14 protein-coding genes are annotated in these 15,408 nt (G+C 58.5%); 5 read left to right on the forward strand and 9 right to left on the reverse strand.

What is annotated here, in order from left to right:
- Positions 1-27 precede the first annotated feature (27 nt).
- Complete coding sequence (ubiA, locus tag AKG12_RS01425) at positions 28-981, forward strand: 4-hydroxybenzoate octaprenyltransferase (protein WP_052817307.1); 954 nt, start codon at positions 28-30, stop codon at positions 979-981.
- 79 nt (positions 982-1,060) lie between these two features.
- Here ubiA and AKG12_RS01430 read toward each other — a convergent pair whose 3' ends face one another.
- Positions 1,061-1,627, reverse strand: a complete 567-nt coding sequence (locus AKG12_RS01430; RefSeq protein ID WP_046800659.1) for a DUF6101 family protein — start codon at positions 1,625-1,627, stop codon at positions 1,061-1,063.
- Positions 1,628-1,994: 367 nt separating this feature from the next.
- Between AKG12_RS01430 and AKG12_RS01435 the strand changes: the two genes are divergently transcribed.
- Positions 1,995-4,433 carry a DUF1217 domain-containing protein gene (locus AKG12_RS01435; RefSeq protein ID WP_052817846.1) on the forward strand — a complete coding sequence of 813 codons (2,439 nt, stop codon included), beginning with the start codon at positions 1,995-1,997 and terminating at the stop codon, positions 4,431-4,433.
- A gap of 68 nt (positions 4,434-4,501) precedes the next feature.
- Here the strand turns inward: AKG12_RS01435 and AKG12_RS01440 are convergent, their stop codons facing one another.
- On the reverse strand, positions 4,502-5,452 hold the full coding sequence (locus tag AKG12_RS01440; RefSeq protein WP_046800660.1) for a LysR substrate-binding domain-containing protein: 951 nt from the start codon (positions 5,450-5,452) through the stop codon (positions 4,502-4,504).
- A 203-nt stretch (positions 5,453-5,655) separates the two neighbouring features.
- Between AKG12_RS01440 and AKG12_RS01445 the strand changes: the two genes are divergently transcribed.
- On the forward strand, positions 5,656-5,949 hold the full coding sequence (locus AKG12_RS01445) for a YjiS-like domain-containing protein (RefSeq protein WP_052817310.1): 294 nt from the start codon (positions 5,656-5,658) through the stop codon (positions 5,947-5,949).
- A 214-nt stretch (positions 5,950-6,163) separates the two neighbouring features.
- On the opposite strand, the gene AKG12_RS01450 is transcribed toward AKG12_RS01445, so the two are convergent.
- The 7 genes from AKG12_RS01450 to AKG12_RS01480 form a co-directional block, all read right to left on the reverse strand.
- Complete coding sequence (locus tag AKG12_RS01450; RefSeq protein WP_052817312.1) at positions 6,164-7,537, reverse strand: glutamate--cysteine ligase; 1,374 nt, start codon at positions 7,535-7,537, stop codon at positions 6,164-6,166.
- 118 nt (positions 7,538-7,655) lie between these two features.
- A complete protein-coding gene (locus AKG12_RS01455; protein ID WP_052817314.1) occupies positions 7,656-8,393 on the reverse strand; it encodes a 16S rRNA (uracil(1498)-N(3))-methyltransferase in 738 nt (245 codons plus the stop codon).
- A gap of 17 nt (positions 8,394-8,410) precedes the next feature.
- A complete protein-coding gene (locus AKG12_RS01460; protein ID WP_052817317.1) occupies positions 8,411-9,916 on the reverse strand; it encodes an inorganic phosphate transporter in 1,506 nt (501 codons plus the stop codon).
- A 163-nt stretch (positions 9,917-10,079) separates the two neighbouring features.
- Positions 10,080-10,520, reverse strand: a complete 441-nt coding sequence (locus AKG12_RS01465; protein WP_046800665.1) for an NUDIX hydrolase — start codon at positions 10,518-10,520, stop codon at positions 10,080-10,082.
- 268 nt (positions 10,521-10,788) lie between these two features.
- Positions 10,789-11,553: an HAD family hydrolase gene (locus AKG12_RS01470; RefSeq protein WP_052817318.1), complete on the reverse strand. Its 765-nt coding sequence runs from the start codon at positions 11,551-11,553 to the stop codon at positions 10,789-10,791.
- Positions 11,550-12,896 carry a glycosyltransferase family 4 protein gene (locus tag AKG12_RS01475; protein ID WP_197283286.1) on the reverse strand — a complete coding sequence of 449 codons (1,347 nt, stop codon included), beginning with the start codon at positions 12,894-12,896 and terminating at the stop codon, positions 11,550-11,552. The genes AKG12_RS01470 and AKG12_RS01475 overlap by 4 nt, the downstream gene beginning before the upstream one ends.
- A gap of 103 nt (positions 12,897-12,999) precedes the next feature.
- Positions 13,000-13,773, reverse strand: coding sequence for a FadR/GntR family transcriptional regulator (locus tag AKG12_RS01480; protein ID WP_052817319.1), 774 nt, complete (start codon positions 13,771-13,773; stop codon positions 13,000-13,002).
- A 135-nt stretch (positions 13,774-13,908) separates the two neighbouring features.
- On the opposite strand from AKG12_RS01480, the gene AKG12_RS30600 reads away from it, so the two are divergent.
- Positions 13,909-14,079: a hypothetical protein gene (locus AKG12_RS30600; protein WP_167379163.1), complete on the forward strand. Its 171-nt coding sequence runs from the start codon at positions 13,909-13,911 to the stop codon at positions 14,077-14,079.
- The gene (locus tag AKG12_RS01485; RefSeq protein WP_052817320.1) at positions 14,066-15,340 is read left to right on the forward strand and encodes a DUF3422 family protein; all 1,275 of its coding nucleotides are present in this window, start codon (positions 14,066-14,068) and stop codon (positions 15,338-15,340) included. The genes AKG12_RS30600 and AKG12_RS01485 overlap by 14 nt, the downstream gene beginning before the upstream one ends.
- Positions 15,341-15,408: the final 68 nt, after the last annotated feature.

Consider the following 15,408-nt stretch of genomic DNA (forward strand, 5'->3'; position numbering starts at 1 on the left):
CGCCCGCCAATGCTGTAGAACCATCCCATGGTTCACCACAGCGATTTGTCAGACCGCGTTTCCGACGCGCCATCCAACAACTGGGTCTATCGGATTTTGCCGAGGTCCCTCTGGCCCTATGCGCAATTGGCACGGTGGGATCGCCCCATCGGCTGGCAATTGTTGATGTGGCCGTGTTTCTGGTCCGCCGCCCTTGCGGCCAATGCCGCGACGGTGAGTGGCGGCTTTTCCTGGGGCACGCTGATCTGGCATCTGGCGCTGTTTTTCATCGGATCGGTGGCGATGCGCGGTGCCGGTTGCACCTATAATGATCTGGCCGACCACAAGATCGACATGGCCGTGGCGCGCACCCGCTCCCGTCCGTTGCCATCCGGCCGCGTAACCCGGCTGCAGGCCAAGATATTCATCGTGTTGCAGGCGCTTGCCGGATTTGTGGTGCTTTTGCAGTTCAACAGCTTCGCAATCGCGACAGGCATCTTCTCGCTGATCTTCGTAGCGATCTATCCTTTTGCCAAGCGCTTCACCAACTGGCCGCAATTTTTTCTCGGCCTTGCCTTTTCCTGGGGCGCGCTGATGGGCTGGGCCGGGCAGTTCGGCTCCATCGCCTGGCCGGCTGTCCTGCTTTATGTCGCCTCCATCGCCTGGACGATCGGTTATGATACAATCTACGCCCATCAGGACAAGGAAGACGACACGGCGGTAGGCATCGGTTCCACCGCCCTGCTGTTTGGAGAAAACACACATCGCTGGCTGGTTTTTCTTTATGGCACAGCCCTTGTCATGATTGCCCTGTCCTTCTGGGGTGCGGGTGTTAACGTCATTGCCTATAGCGGCCTTGCTGCCGCAGCCATCATGCTGTTCCGGCAGGTCTGGGTTCTGGATATCGACGACGTCGAGCAATGCCTCGTATTGTTCAAATCCAACAACCGCGTCGGTGTGATGATTTTCGCGGGCCTCATTCTGCCGCTTCTGCTGGTGTGAAGCAGCTGGAAAGCAAGATACAAAAAAGCCCGGCCGCATTACGCGCGCCGGGCTTTTGGTTTGTTTTCGCTGAAGATTATCAGCTGCGGGCGATGATTTCCTTGCCCTCGATCTTCATGCTCATGCCGAGAGAACCGGTGGAGCGGCGAACGAGGAAGCGCGGGCGGCGATCCGCGAAATAGGAATGGCGACGGCGCGGGCGGGTATTCTGGGTGCGCACCTTGCCGAGATGTTCTTCCAGCGGGCGGGCAACGCCATCGGCTTCCACCATCAGCATGGGAATGCGGTAGGCTTCGGACCAGCTGCGCCAGTCGGCGGCGATATCGCAGAGATCGTGGGCGACCAGCAGCGGAACGCAGAGGTCCGGATCATCATGGTGAAGTTCCAGCGTCACGGTCACCTGGCCGTCGCCATGGTCGATGGCGCGGGCGGCGACACCCTTGAAGGCGCGGGCTGGCAGGGCGAAAGACAAGGGCAGGCCGGAAGAGGAAAGAACCTTTCTCAGAACGGCGCCCCGTTCATCGAGCGTTACGGCGACGTCGGTCGCGCCGTTGCCTTTTCCATAGGTGACCTGTTGCGGAAAACGTGCCGGGTCGAGTCTGAGTGTGGCAACGGCCCAGTCGGGCTTCAGAACGGTCTTGGTCATGTTTAATCTACCCTTGTTTTACCTGAGAGCCGGTTTCCGGTCTTCTCATCGGGACTTTTCGTCCTCTGATGTCAGGAGATTATCCGCCGCATGTTCGAGACTGCTTAAAAATCGCGGTTAAGAAAACTTTGCATTCCCAAATGGTTAGCAAAACCCACTGTGGCATGGTTTCGTTTGCGTAAAGCGGATTGAGACAATGCGATTTTTATCACCCCCGAAAATGTGCTCTTTCAAGCTCCGGGCAAGGAGCGTCATGCATAGTCCTGCCAAGGCTTGCCGTGCGTCCGGATGGGGCGTGTTGGGTGGATTTAATAACCGGAACCTCGATGCTCCCGAAGGGATGCGCGATGTTTCAGAGGGCATTCAGATGGTATCGACGTATCTCAGCTACGACCTCATCAACCGCGATATGAAGACGAGCATTTCGCGCGTGGCGCAGCAGGGTCTCATCGAGCGACAGACGAAATATTACAAGGAAAACATCGGCAATGTGAAAAGTGTCGATGAGTTCCTGAATAATTATCAGCTCTATTCCTACGCCATGGATGCCTTCGGTCTCGGTGAGATGACCTATGCCAAGGCCTTTATGAAGAAAGTTCTGGAAAGCGATCTGAACGACCAGAACAGCTTTGCCAACAAGCTGACGGATGAGCGCTACCGCGAATTCGCCGCATCCTTCAACTTCACGGCGTCAACGAAGACCGTCCAGACGGAGGCCCAGCTCGACAAGATGATCGGGCTTTACGGTACGTCGATATCCGATCTTGATAACAGCCTTTCTGAAGAAACGCGTTATTACAAGGCGATCATCGGCTCGGTCACCAATGTGGATCAGCTGCTGCAGAATGACAGGACCCGCGCCTATATTTTCCAGGTCTTCAGCATCGATGAGAAGACCTATACCTATGCCCATATCCGCGGATTGATGACGAGCGATATCGCCGATCCCGATAGCTACCTCAACCAGAAATTTGGTGCCGCCTATAATGACGCGGTCGAAAAGCTGGCGATGAAGGGCAATATCGAACTTCACGGGCAGGTCACGGCCCGCATCACCGCCATCGACACCTCGCTTGCGGGGACGGACCTGACGGCCGAGCAGCGCACGGCACTCGAGGCGGAAAAGGTGACGAGGCAGGATCAGCTGACGCAGCTTGAAGCCGTGTTGCCGCCGAAGAGCGAGTGGGAAGCAAAGCTCGCCGCAATCACGGCGGAGCAGACGACGCTGTCCAACACCGTCACGCAATATAACAAGATGGCACAGCTTGCGGCTGCCTTCGAGTTCAAGAACGACGGCACGGTGGCCGCCGGCGGAGCGCAGAAGGCTGACAATGTCAAAGTGATGACGGATGCCTATATCGCCAGCGCGCCGCGCGTGACGCCGACGGTCGCCACCCTGAACAGGGATTATTTCGAATCGAAGATCGGCTCGATCAAGACCGTGGACGAACTGACCTCGGATGCGCGCCTTCTCAACTATATAAAGGTTGCTTTCGACCTGAACGACGTGACGATCGTGACGGCGACAATCGAGAATATTCTGACCAGCGATCTGAGCGACCCGAACAACTACATCGCGACCTTCGGCAAGAACGACAAGCGCTACATCGCCATGAGAAATGCGTTCAACTTCCAGGCGGACGGAACGCTTGCCGCCGGCACGACGCCACAGACGACGTTGCAGACCGCGACCACCACCAACGGCTACATGACCCATTATAACGACAAGGATGACGCGGCCGACGCGAATGCGCTCAAACTGTTCAAGAGCGACATAAGAAGCGTCACATCCGTCAAGGATTTTCTCGACAGCAGCGCGGTCTATAACTACGCACTGAAGGCGGTCGGTCTCGATCCGGCTAAGGTGAATGTTGCCGATATCCGCAAGGTCCTTACCAGCGACCTGCAGGACAAGAAGAGTTACGTCTATACGCTGAAGGACGAGCGCTACGTCAAGCTGGCGGATCTTTTCAACTTCAAGTCCGACGGAAGTCTGGGGTCTCCCGTTCTGGCTCAGTCGGAAATCGAAATGCAGACCATGTCGGCCGATTATATCAAGAAGAAGTCTGCTTTCGGCACGGAGAAGGACAAGGAAGCGGCCAAGAAAGAGGCGGAGTATTTCACCGCCGAGATGCAGAAGATCAAAACGTTCAAGGAATTCCTGGCCAATGATCGCCTGACGAAATTTGCGATGGAATCGCTGGGCATCGATCCGAAAAGCGTGACAAAGGAACAGTTGGAAAAGATATTCTCTTCCAAGCTGGATGATAACGAAAGCTACGTCAACAAGGAGATGGACCCGGTCTTCCGTCGTCTCGTCACAGCCTTCAACTTCGATACGGACGGCAATATCCTTCGCGAAGACCGCAGTTTGATCCAGACGCGGCGTGGTCTTTACGAGACGCTGGACAATTACCTGACGCAGACGCTGGAAACGCAGGCGGGTGAAGAGAATGCCGGCGTGCGCCTGGCGCTCTATTTCAAGCGCATGGCGGCAGGAACGACGTCCTATTATTCCATCCTTGCCGACACCGCGATCCAGAATTTCATCAACACTACCTTTGGTATTCCCGATGAACTCGGCAACGCCCCGGTCGATACACAGGTGGCGATGATGAAGAAATATTTCGACATCGAGGATTTTCAGGACCCGGAAAAGGTCAAGAAACTCGTCTCCCGCTTCACCATCATGTACGACAATGCACAGAACACCACCGATCCGATCATGATGCTGTTTAATGGCAGCGGCTCGGCGGGTATCAGCGGCGAGACGCTGCTGGCGGTCGCATCGCTGCGGGCGCGGTAAACGGCAGCGCGCAAACGCGTAACAGAAAGGCCGGAGCTTACCCCGGCCTTCGTATTTGTACTATCCGCTCACCACCCCGGCAGCATATGCCCGGCCCGCAGGCGCGGCATCTTCGGGTAGGTCTTCACGTCACTGTCCATCTCGTCGGCAACGTTCATCGGCGAGATGTTGTCGAGGCAGGCGGTGATATGGTCGGTAATCGCATTCACCAGCGAGGGGGAGAGGCCCGGCCGCTTCATCAGGCCGATCTGCACCGGTGGCAGCGGTGGGAAACCGTCGGCAGCGCTCAGAACCTTCATACCGGTACGCAGCGCCGATTCCGGCAGCACCGAGACGGCCATGCCGGCCAGCACGGCGGCGGCCACCACCGTGGAAGACCAGCTGGTGAACAGAACCTGATAATCCCGCCCGTCGGCATCGAGCGCCGAACAGGCAAGCTGCCGCCAGTGGCAGTCGCGCCGGCCGACGGCGAGCGGCACCGGCGCATCATCCTTCAGCGGATGGTTGGCGGAAGCGACCCAGCAGAGCGGTTCGGTGCGAACCACATCCGAAGAGCGGGCGCGGGGATTGTGGGTGACGAGCGCAATATCCAGCTCGCCGCGCGCCATTTTTTCGGCAAGGCTGACCGAAGGTTCGCAGACGATGTAAAGCTCGACATTCGGATGGGTCTTGGCGAAACGGCCGATGATTTCAGGCATATAGCGGTCGGCATAGTCATCAGGCGTGCCGATGCGCAATGTACCTTCGAGCCGGTTGTCGTCGAAGGCGGCGATCGCCTCATTGTTGAGGCGGATGATACGGCGGGCGTAATTCATCAGCTTTTCGCCCTCCGCCGTCAGGCGGTTGCCACGCCCGTCCTTGGCGAAAAGCTGTTTGCCGATCCGCTCCTCAAGCCGCCGCATCTGCATGGAGACGGCGGATTGCGTCTTGAAAACGCGGTCGGCGGCTTTGGTGAAGCTGCCCGTATCGATGATGGCGATGAAGGTGTGCAGCTGATCTATATCGAGAGGTGCGGACATGGATGGTCATCCATCAGAATGATTGATGTCTTACATTAGAAACATTCGTTGGACTGATCAATAGTCTTGCGACATTTTGACATCCAACAAATCAACCTCAACCACGGGCCGGCGAAACGTCAGGCCCCCAACCCAAGGCAGCTTCTCGCGCGTGGTGCGTCGGGGGCGGTGCCGCATCGTGCCGTTACGGAAGGATAAGTGTCATGCGCACGGCAGAACGGAGAATGGAACTGGAACTCGCAACCACAAGGCAGAGCGACACCCTGCGTCGCATCGTCTTCGGTGGTGCTTCGGCCGTGAAAACGTTTTTGCAGCGCATCTACAACCGTATCGTCGCCAATGGGCTGACCGAGCTTGACGACCGACTTCTTGCCGATATCGGGCTGGCACACTCGGATGTGCGGGACGCGCTTAATACCGGCCTGTTCGAAGATCCGACCGCTCATCTGACCCGCGCCGCGCGCAAGCGGGCAGTAACACGGTTCAAGACGCTGTAAGCATTGCAAAAAGCGGCTTCGTTCGCGCAGTTCCAGCGGGCCTCCAGCGGCTGGAACTGCTTCGAACCTAAAAGTTTTCCCCGCAGGGTGATTTGCCAATAGCCCTGCCTTTGCCCGGTGTCAGGCCCCTCGGCCGCGCCGGGCTTTTTTATGGCTTTTCTTCGCCTGCTGTTACGCGGGCTCCTGACCCCACAGCGGGGTTCGGCGGGATATCTTAATACTGATATTCCTCGAACACCGGCAGCACCGAGCCGCCCCAGCGTCCGTTATAGAGCGCCAGCAGGTCGTCGGCGAGCGTGGTCTTCTTGGCCAGCACCTCGTCCAGCGATGACAGGAACACGGTCTCGTCCTGGCCTTCACCGTTCAGCCTGTTACGGTTTTTAAGGCCGGTGCGGGAAATATCGACAACCTCGCGGGCGATACCCAGAAGCGGCTTGCCGGCTATCTCGGCACCCAGTCCCTTGACCGGCACGGCGTCGCGAAGTGCGATCACCTCGTCGAAGCTCCAGCCGGCCGTCAGTGCATCGGCAGCGTCAAGCGCTTCCTGATTATACAGAAGACCAACCCAGAAAGCCGGCAGGGCGCAGATGCGCCTCCATGGGCCGCCATCGGCGCCGCGCATTTCAAGGAAACGCTTCAGGCGCACATCCGGGAAAAGGGTAGAGAGATGGTTTGTCCAGTCACCCATGGTCGGCTGCCAATCGGCGATTTCGCCCTTCAGCGCGCCGTTCATGAACTGCCGGAAGGTGACATGGGTGCAATCGTGATATTTGCTGTCACGCACGATGAAATACATCGGCACATCCAGCGCCCATTCGACATAGTCCTTGAAGCCGAAATCGTCGTTGAAGGTGAAGGGCAGCACGCCGGACCGCTGATTGTCGGTGTCGCGCCAGATATCGCCACGCCAGGAAAGAAGGCCGTTCGGCTTGCCTTCGGTGAAGGGCGAAGAGGCAAACAGTGCGGTTGCCAGCGATTGCAGCTTCATGGAAACGCGCATCTTCTGGCGCATATCCGCTTCGGAGGAAAAGTCGAGGTTCACCTGGATCGTACAGGTACGGTACATCATGTCGAGACCCTTGGTCCCGACCTTCGGCATATAACGCGTCATGATCGCATAGCGTGATTTCGGCATATGCGGTGTTTCGTCGTAACTCCACAGCGGGCTGCCGCCGATGCCGAGGAACCGGATGCCCATCGGCTCCGCCACTTCGCGAAGGGTCGCCAGATGCTGGTTGGATTCCTTGCAGGTCTGGTGCAGGTTTTCGAGCGGCGCGCCAGAAAGTTCGAACTGGCCGCCCGGCTCGATGGAGATGGCCCCCATGCCGTGCTGTTCACCAAGCCCGATGATGTTCTCACCGTCCATGATCGGTTCCCAGCCGAGCTTTGCCTGCATGCCCTTCAGGAGGGCGGAAATGCTGGCCTCGCCGAAATAGGGAACGGGGCTATTATCCTCACGGAAGAATGCAAATTTCTCGTGCTCGGTGCCGATGCGGAAATCGGCTTCAGCTTTGCAACCGCCCGCCAGATAGTCTGTAAGCTCCGTGACGGAGGAGAGGGGTGTCTGGTCGGTCGTGTCGCGTGCCATGGCTTACCTTGTTATGACGTCTCTGTTGCGGCGAGGCATATGATTGGCAGATAGAGCCGGATCGCATCCGGAGGCAAATGAATTTCTTTTAAAGATGCATCAAGCGTAATATTCCACCTCAGTTCCAGTCGCCGATTGTCGCCTGAATGACCGCCAATGCTGCGACGGCGGCCGTATCGGCCCTCAGGATACGCGGCCCGAGCGGAATGGGGGTAACGAAAGCAAGACTGCGCAGAAGGTCCCTTTCGTCCTCGGAAAACCCGCCTTCCGGGCCAACCAGCAGGGCGATTTTGCGTTCCTTGACGGATTGCAGAACCGGCAGCGGATTTTGCCCCGCATCGCCTTCGTCGCAATAGATGATGCGCCGGTCCTGTGGCCAGCTCTCCAGCATGTCTTTCAACTTCACCGGCTCGGCGACCTCAGGCAGAGACAGTATGCCGCATTGTTCGGCGGCCTCGACGGCGTTGGCGCGCAGCTTGTCGGTGTTGTGTATTTTGCCCTGAACATGCTGCGTCATCACCGGCTGCAAGAGGCCGGCACCCATCTCAACCGCCTTCTGCACCAGATAATCCATGCGGCCGACCTTCAGCGGCGCAAAGAGATAATGCAGATCCGGCGCGTCCGGCTGCGGCCGCGTCTGTTCCAGAGGGATGAGAACGATCTTCTTGCGGCTCGGAAAGGAAAGTTTCGCCTTCCATTCGCCGTCGCGGCCGTTGAACAGCAGGATTTCCGCGCCATCCGTCATGCGCAGCACGTTGGCGAGGTAGTTGAATTGTTCGCCCGTCGCCTCCAGTGCGATGTCCGCAGCAAGCGGGGCTTCGATAAACAGGCGTTGCATCCGGAAATTTGCGCGCATGGGATTTGGTTTCAGGTTTACAGAAAGAGGAAAGACATCAGCCAGTAGAGCAGCGCCGCAAGCGTAGCACTTGCGGGAACGGTGACCAGCCAGGCAGCGATGATCGTCATGAAGTGGGAACGCCGGACAAGGTAGCGGCGGCGCACCTCGGAAGGATTGTCGGCAAATCGTGCAGCCCGGCGGATATCCCCGGTGCCCGCATTGACGAGTTCCTGCCGCCGGCGCGATGACTGCGTGTACCATTCACGGAAGAAACCGACGCCGAATACCGCGCCGATTGCCGTATGGGTGGTGCTGACCGGCAGGCCGAAGCGTGAGGCGACAAGAACGGTGAGCGCGGTCGCCACGGAAACGCAAAACGCGCGCATTGGATTGAGCTTGGTGATCTGTTCACCGACCAGGCGGATGAGGCGCGGGCCATAAAGCAGAATACCGCAGGAAAGGCCGAACGCGCCGACCAGCATTACCCAGAGCGGTGCGCGGGCGGACGTCTCCACGGCTTCGTTGTGCAATGCCCGCACGATGGCCACCACCGGGCCGATGGCGTTGGACACGTCATTTGCGCCGTGCGCGAAGGACATCAATCCGGCGGCGAGCACGAGCGGCCATTGGAACAGCGTTCGCAGCGACTGGTTACGGTTCTCCAGCCCTTCGGATTGTTTGCGGATGATCGGCACGCAGAGACGCCAGGCAACTAGGCCGGTCATAAGCCCGATGAGGCTGGCGTGGCCCAATGACACATGCATGAGCTGCCGCAACCCGACCCAGATGAGATAGGCGGTAAAAACCCCCGCCATCAGGCCGATGAGAACAGGCACCCACAGCCGCGCGGATTCGATCTTGTCCTCGCGATAGATGATGCATTCCTTGATGAAGGCAAGAATGAGGACGGCGATAACCGCACTGATGAAGGGCGCAAGCACCCATGCAAAGGCAATGCTGCCGAGCGACAGCCAGTCGACTGCGCCGATGCCGTAGGCCGCCATGCCGGCACCCGCAACGCCACCGACCACCGTATGGGTGGTGGAAATCGGCGCTTTGGTCCAGGTCGAGAGATTGACGAGAAGGCCGGCAGCGAGAAGCGCCGACAGCATCGCCCAGGAAAATGCGGTCCTGTCCGGAATGGTCTGGACGTTGATGATGCCGCTGGAAATGGTTTCGACCACATTGCCGCCGGTGATCAGTGCACCGGCGATCTCGCAGATGGCGGCAATGATGAGTGCTGCGGCAAGTGGCAAGGCCTTGGCGCCAACCGCGGGGCCCACATTGTTCGTTACGTCGTTCGCGCCGATATTGATCGCCATATAGGCGCCGATGGCGACGGCGGCGATGATGATGACCGAGCCGTCGGTGCCTGTGACGAAGGCACCGGCAAATATCGCCGCCAGAACAACGAACATGAACCCCGCGCCAAGGCCTGCAAGCTGCTGCGTGACGTGCAGCGTCGCCTCTTCGACACGGGTGATCTTGTCGAGATCCTTGTCGAGCGTCGGTTTCATGTTCGATGGTGGCTTTATTGCCAATTCAGACCTCGTTTGCCAGCATTCCCTCTCGTCCGGCAGTGTCGCAGGTTGAAGGCAATTTTACAGAAAGACTGTTACATCTCGCACATCTTTCCAAAATGAAAGACGATAAAAGCCATGTTGGAAAAACAAACTGCACATTGCCACGCTTCGGGCGGCGGCGCTATTTCGAATGCGCCATCCGCTTGTCGAAAGCCAGCATCAGCGCCTTCAGCTCCGGCTCATTGACCCGCCTGTTCGCTTCCTTGGGGGTGACCCATTCCAGCCTTCTGGAGTCTCTTTCGGGAAAGCTCTCCTGCATTTCCGAGACTTCGAGCAGATGCACCTGAACCCTGCAAGGCACGTTGATGCCGCTGTTCAGTTTTTTCTCATATTCATAAAAGCCGAAGGGAGCCTTCTCCACCGTGCCTTTGACGCCAGCTTCCTCATAGGCTTCCTGCTCGGCCACCGCATGGGCCTTCTTGCCGCCCATCGGCCAGCCTTTGGGAATGACCCATCGCCCCGTATCCCGGCTGGTCAGCAGCAGGACTTCCGGCTCCGGATTTTTTTTGGACAATCGATAGCACAGCGCCGCATATTGCTGTCGCGGCGGTCTGCGCAACATCAAGCCAACGTCTGTCGCCAATCGATTCAAAATCTTCAATCCGTATAAATCCTTGTTTGCCGGGTAGTGATAATTGCTAATATAGATATGCTGGATGTTCCGCCAATCCCCCTTCATCCATAACCCACTATTGTCTTCACGCTGATGAAGATCAGGGGGCAGATGGAGGCGAACGGAAGCTCGCCGGGGTGTTCCCGGTTCAACAGCCGATTGCGGAATTCCGTATCTGTCTGCTTTCAGGTCATTCGGAACGCAAACCGTTCAAGGGCTACGGCCGAAATTGCGCTGGCCCCATATCCAGTCCCCAATGTCGGAGACCTTCAATCACACCATCCGCTTCAGTCGCGCCCGAGAGGTAAAACCGGCCATTGCTGTTTGCCATGGAAACAAGTTCCGGCAAGGCATTGCCAACGATCACGCCGCGAACGTCATTTAACTCGAACATCGCCCGATCATTGCCAGTATCGCCCGCGACGACCGATTCGTCGAGGCCGATATGCAGTTGTCCACATAACCATGCCAATGCGGCGCCCTTGTCGGCGGCCTTTGGCAATATGTCGAGGTCACGACCGCTGGAATAGACGATGCGGGCATCGATCTTAGCCGCCAGCAGCGCTGCTTCGATATCGGCAAGCGCCTTTTCATCGGCATCATGCAGGAACCAGCTGGATTTGAGGCCGTGCTGATATTGCTCCGCCTGCATCGTCACATCAGGCAGGCGTCCCATGACATCGGCAATCCTCCTCGGGTCGAAGCCGGTGCCGAGTGAGTGCCTGTAGGCGCTTTCCAGCTCGCCGCGCTCCTTCGCGTGCAGCATGGTTCCGACACCGCCGATGATATAATCGGGCCGCGGCAGTGGCACCTCTTCCAACAGCGCAAGCTGGTCATCGACCAGCCTGCCGCTATTAAAGACCAGAACCGGACGATGCTCGTCCGGCAATGATTGCCAGAAATCGCGGAACCGACGCGTGGCATCGTTGTTGCCGACGACAGTTCCGTCGAGATCGGTGGAAAAAAGGCGAAGCGGTCTCAATCGCCGTCATTCCACGGTTCGGCCCAGTCCGCTTCTTCCAGAACCGGCATCATGGTCCTGCCTTCTACAAGCGCCAGCAATTGCTGCGCGATGCCCGTCCATGTGAACAGGCTGCGCGCCTTGTGCGCGCCCATACGCGAAAGCCGCCCGTAAAGCCGCTCATGCTTGAACGGTTTCATCATGGTTATGCCGAGGTCTTCCTTGTCGAAAGGATCGGCAAACAGCGCATGGCGGCCATAACTGACGGCCCGGAACAACCCGCCATGGATGGTAACGACGGTGGGTGTGCCGCTTGCCATCGCTTCAATCGCCGTCATGCCGAAAGGTTCGTAGCGGCTGGAAAGCACGAAGAGATCGGCGGCGCGATATATATCCGGCAGATCCTCATCCGCGACGTAACCGGAAAATGCGACCTTGTCTTCCAGACCGAGCGTTTTTACCCGGTCCTTCAGCTGGTTGAGAATGGTGGTCTCCTGCTCGTCCATATTCTCGCCGCCGACGGCCAGATGCAGGCGGGCTTCCGGCTCGCGCTCCGCCAAAACGGAAAAGCCATCGATCAGCAGATCGTAACCCTTGTTGGTGGCAAGCCGCCCCAGCGCCAGCACCACCTTGCCTTCGAAACCGAAACGCTGACGGATCATCTGCCGCGTTGCATCCGAAACCGGGAAGAAGCGATTATCGTCATAACCCGGCGGGATCATGTGGATGTGTTTGCGCTTTTGCCCGTAATCTTCGATCAGCACGTCAAGCTGCACCGGCGTCGTGGCAATCACCATGTCGCAGCTGCGATAGATGATCAGCTCGTGCTGGATACGCTCCTTGAAATTGAATTCCAGTTCGAACGTATCGGCCTTTTCCGGATAGTCGGTCTCCATCTGGCGTTTTTTCCAGATGCCGAGCGAATGCGGCGTGTGCAGATGCGGGATTTTCAACGCTTCGGACAGCCGCTGTCCGGCCACGCCAGCATCCCAGTAATGGCTGTTGATGAAAGAATAATTCAGGTCGTTCTTCTTGATGAACCGCAGCGCATTTTCGCACCATTCCATCAGGTGGCGATGCAGATATTCCTTGGGAATGAAATCGCGCCCGCCACAGGGAATGCGCACCACACGCACGCGCTCGTCAACTTCGTCAAATTCCGGCTGGTCTTCGAAGCGGCGGGGATAGAGATCGACAGTATAGCCGAGCTGGCCGAGTTTGCGTGCAAGCTCAAGCACATAAACCACCTGTCCACCCGTGTCGGCAGCACCCAGTGGCGGATGCGCGGCGACATAGCCATGCGTCGATATGAGAGCTATCCGCGGATAGCGTTCAGTTTCGCTCGTGGTCGTCATGGGTCCCATCTTGGTAAATTTTTCCAATTAACCCGATTAAAAGACCAAAGAGCACAAAAGGTTCCATAAAAACCTGAATAAAATAGGTGCCGTATTTCGCCGGATGGCGTTTTCAGGTGCTGCGCTGCTGTTGTCTCAGGCGGGAAATCCGGTCCCATTCGCGCGCCTGATGCGCCCTAGACGTCGTTTCCACGATGAAGTCGATATGAGCCTCCGCCGCAGCCCTTGCCGCCGCCGGATCGCCGCTCGCGATGGCGTCATGGATCGCGATATGCTGTCTCAGCACCTCGTCATGGGCGCCCGCGACGGTGAAGATGAGATGGCGGTTATAAAAGATGTCATCGCTCAAAAGCCGGTAACATGACCGCAATGTGTGCATCAGCACGATATTATGCGCCGCTTCGCCAATGGCATTGTGAAATTCCACATCGCCGGAAAGCTCGTCATCGAAGCGGCCGGCCTCATGGGCTTCCCTCATCCTGTCGACGATAGCTGTCAGATTGCGCCTGTCCGGTTCCGTCGCCCGCTGCGCCGCAAGTTCGGCGGTCATGCCTTCGATATAACGGCGATATTCGAGAAAATCCCGCGTCGCCCGGCTGTGGCGGGTAATCAGCGCGCTCAAGGGGTCGGAAAATACCGGCCCGACAATATCCGCGACATAGGTGCCGCCGCCATGCCGGCTGATGAGAAGGCCACGGGTCTCAAGCTCCTTCAGCGCTTCCCGAAGGATCGGCCGCGAGACATCCAGCTTTTGCGCCAGTTCGCGCTCGCCGGGCAGCCGGTCGCCATCCCGCAATATGCCGTCGAGGATCAATTCCTCGAAGCGTAAGATCACCTCCTGTGATGTGCGGCTGTGCTCGATGCGCGCAAAAAGCGTTTCGTCCATCGCAGAAGTCTCCGGCGAAATCCCGCCCCGTATTTGATGTGGGGCAAACTATCAGCGAAGCGTCGCACTGGTCAAATATTCTATCCAGTTCTCCGCCAGGCTGTGCCATGCCTGCGGCAACACGACATCTGCCTTTTGAAACTGGCTTTTGTTAAAGCAGCAGCAGGACAGGGTGACGATGGTGGATTTTTCCGCCGGTTGGATCAAAACAATGACAGCGGCTTCGATTGTGGTGTTTTCATCGCCATTGATGCTTTAGAAAACCGGCGGAAACAGGCGGGGACGGTATCGCATGGCCAAGGGTAGATTTGCTTTCGCAAGCGCGCCGGAAAGGTCGCTGGCGCTCGGGGAGGTTCATGCGCGGCCGACGGTGCTTCTCGCCCCGTCGCGCATCATCGTCCAGCTTGCCTTTATGATGGATGGCGGCTCGGCGGTACATCACTCGGTCATCGCGGAAATGTCGCGCGGTCGCGGTGTTGCGCCGCCGGAACGCGACGCCCGCCACCACGCCATGCCCTGGGGGCAGGGGACCTTGCGCTGGGAGCGGCACACGGAATTCTCGACCTGGTTCTGGGATGGCCCCGCGCCGGAAAAATTCGGCGGTGAGATTGCCGGCGACCCCTTCGGCGACGGCTTTTCGCCACCCGGCTCGCTGATCTCGGGTGTGCGGCTGGAAATCCGCCCGGAGAATGGTGTGGCGTCTCAGGCGGAGGCGATCTTCGAACCGACCAGCCTCTGTCACAGCGACGTGCGCGACGGGCAGGCGGCGATCCTCACCGATTTCCGGCAGGATCGCGACGGGCTGACGCAGATATTGGTAATTGATCGGGGCTTGAGCGATTACAGCCGCGGCGCGCTGGTGCAGCGGCTTCTCGATATCGAGACCTATCGCACCCTTGCCATGCTCGGCCTGCCGATGGCGCAGACGCTCTCGCCGGAAATCCGCCGCATCGAAGATGGTTTGACGGGTATCACCCAGCGCATGAAAAACGGCGCACGCGACGAGGCCGATGCGCTTCTGGCCGAGATGACCCGGCTTGCGGCGGAGCTGGAAGCCAATGCCGCGCTCAGCCTCTATCGCTTCGGCGCCAGCCGCGCCTATGACGGCATCGTGCGCGAACGCATCCGGGCGCTTGCGGAAACCCCGGTGCAGGGCCATGAGACCATGGGCAGCTTTCTGGAGCGGCGCATGGCGCCCGCCATGCGCACCTGCCAGTCGGTTGAGGAGCGGCAGGCCAACCTCTCGCGCAAGCTCTACCGCGCCACGGCGCTCGTCAGAAGCTGGATCGATGTGGAACTGGAACGGCAGAATACGGTGCTGCTCAATACCATGAACAAGCGCGCCGCCATGCAGCTTCGCCTGCAGCAGACCGTGGAAGGCCTGTCGGTTGCTGCCATCTCCTATTATGTCGTTGGGTTGATCGGTTATCTGACCAAGGCGATCAGCCACGACGTTCTGCCGGTCGATCCCGCCGTCGTTACCGGTCTCTCCGTTCCGCTCGCCGTGCTCGGCGTCTGGTGGGTCGTGCGCCGCGTCCGCCGCTCCCATGTGGAAGGTGGGCACTGAGGGCCAAGTTTCCCTCATTCCTGTGCTTGTCACAGGAATCCAGCCGACGCGCGTCTGCGCGGCGAAAA

Source organism: Agrobacterium sp. SUL3 (assembly GCF_001263295.1).
GTDB lineage: Bacteria > Pseudomonadota > Alphaproteobacteria > Rhizobiales > Rhizobiaceae > Agrobacterium > Agrobacterium tomkonis.

What these genes read in the sequence shown, in the direction of transcription:
- AKG12_RS01450 (WP_052817312.1), bottom strand. Translation starts at nt 7,537, where the DNA reads ATGGCACGCGACACGACCGACCAGACACCCCTCTCCTCCGTCACGGAG.
- AKG12_RS01480 (WP_052817319.1), bottom strand. Translation starts at nt 13,773, where the DNA reads ATGGACGAAACGCTTTTTGCGCGCATCGAGCACAGCCGCACATCACAG.
- AKG12_RS01485 (WP_052817320.1), top strand. Translation starts at nt 14,066, where the DNA reads ATGGCCAAGGGTAGATTTGCTTTCGCAAGCGCGCCGGAAAGGTCGCTG.
- AKG12_RS01455 (WP_052817314.1), bottom strand. Translation starts at nt 8,393, where the DNA reads ATGCGCGCAAATTTCCGGATGCAACGCCTGTTTATCGAAGCCCCGCTT.
- ubiA (WP_052817307.1), top strand. Translation starts at nt 28, where the DNA reads ATGGTTCACCACAGCGATTTGTCAGACCGCGTTTCCGACGCGCCATCC.
- AKG12_RS01430 (WP_046800659.1), bottom strand. Translation starts at nt 1,627, where the DNA reads ATGACCAAGACCGTTCTGAAGCCCGACTGGGCCGTTGCCACACTCAGA.
- AKG12_RS01445 (WP_052817310.1), top strand. Translation starts at nt 5,656, where the DNA reads ATGCGCACGGCAGAACGGAGAATGGAACTGGAACTCGCAACCACAAGG.
- AKG12_RS01435 (WP_052817846.1), top strand. Translation starts at nt 1,995, where the DNA reads ATGGTATCGACGTATCTCAGCTACGACCTCATCAACCGCGATATGAAG.
- AKG12_RS01475 (WP_197283286.1), bottom strand. Translation starts at nt 12,896, where the DNA reads ATGGGACCCATGACGACCACGAGCGAAACTGAACGCTATCCGCGGATA.
- AKG12_RS01465 (WP_046800665.1), bottom strand. Translation starts at nt 10,520, where the DNA reads ATGTTGCGCAGACCGCCGCGACAGCAATATGCGGCGCTGTGCTATCGA.
- AKG12_RS01440 (WP_046800660.1), bottom strand. Translation starts at nt 5,452, where the DNA reads ATGTCCGCACCTCTCGATATAGATCAGCTGCACACCTTCATCGCCATC.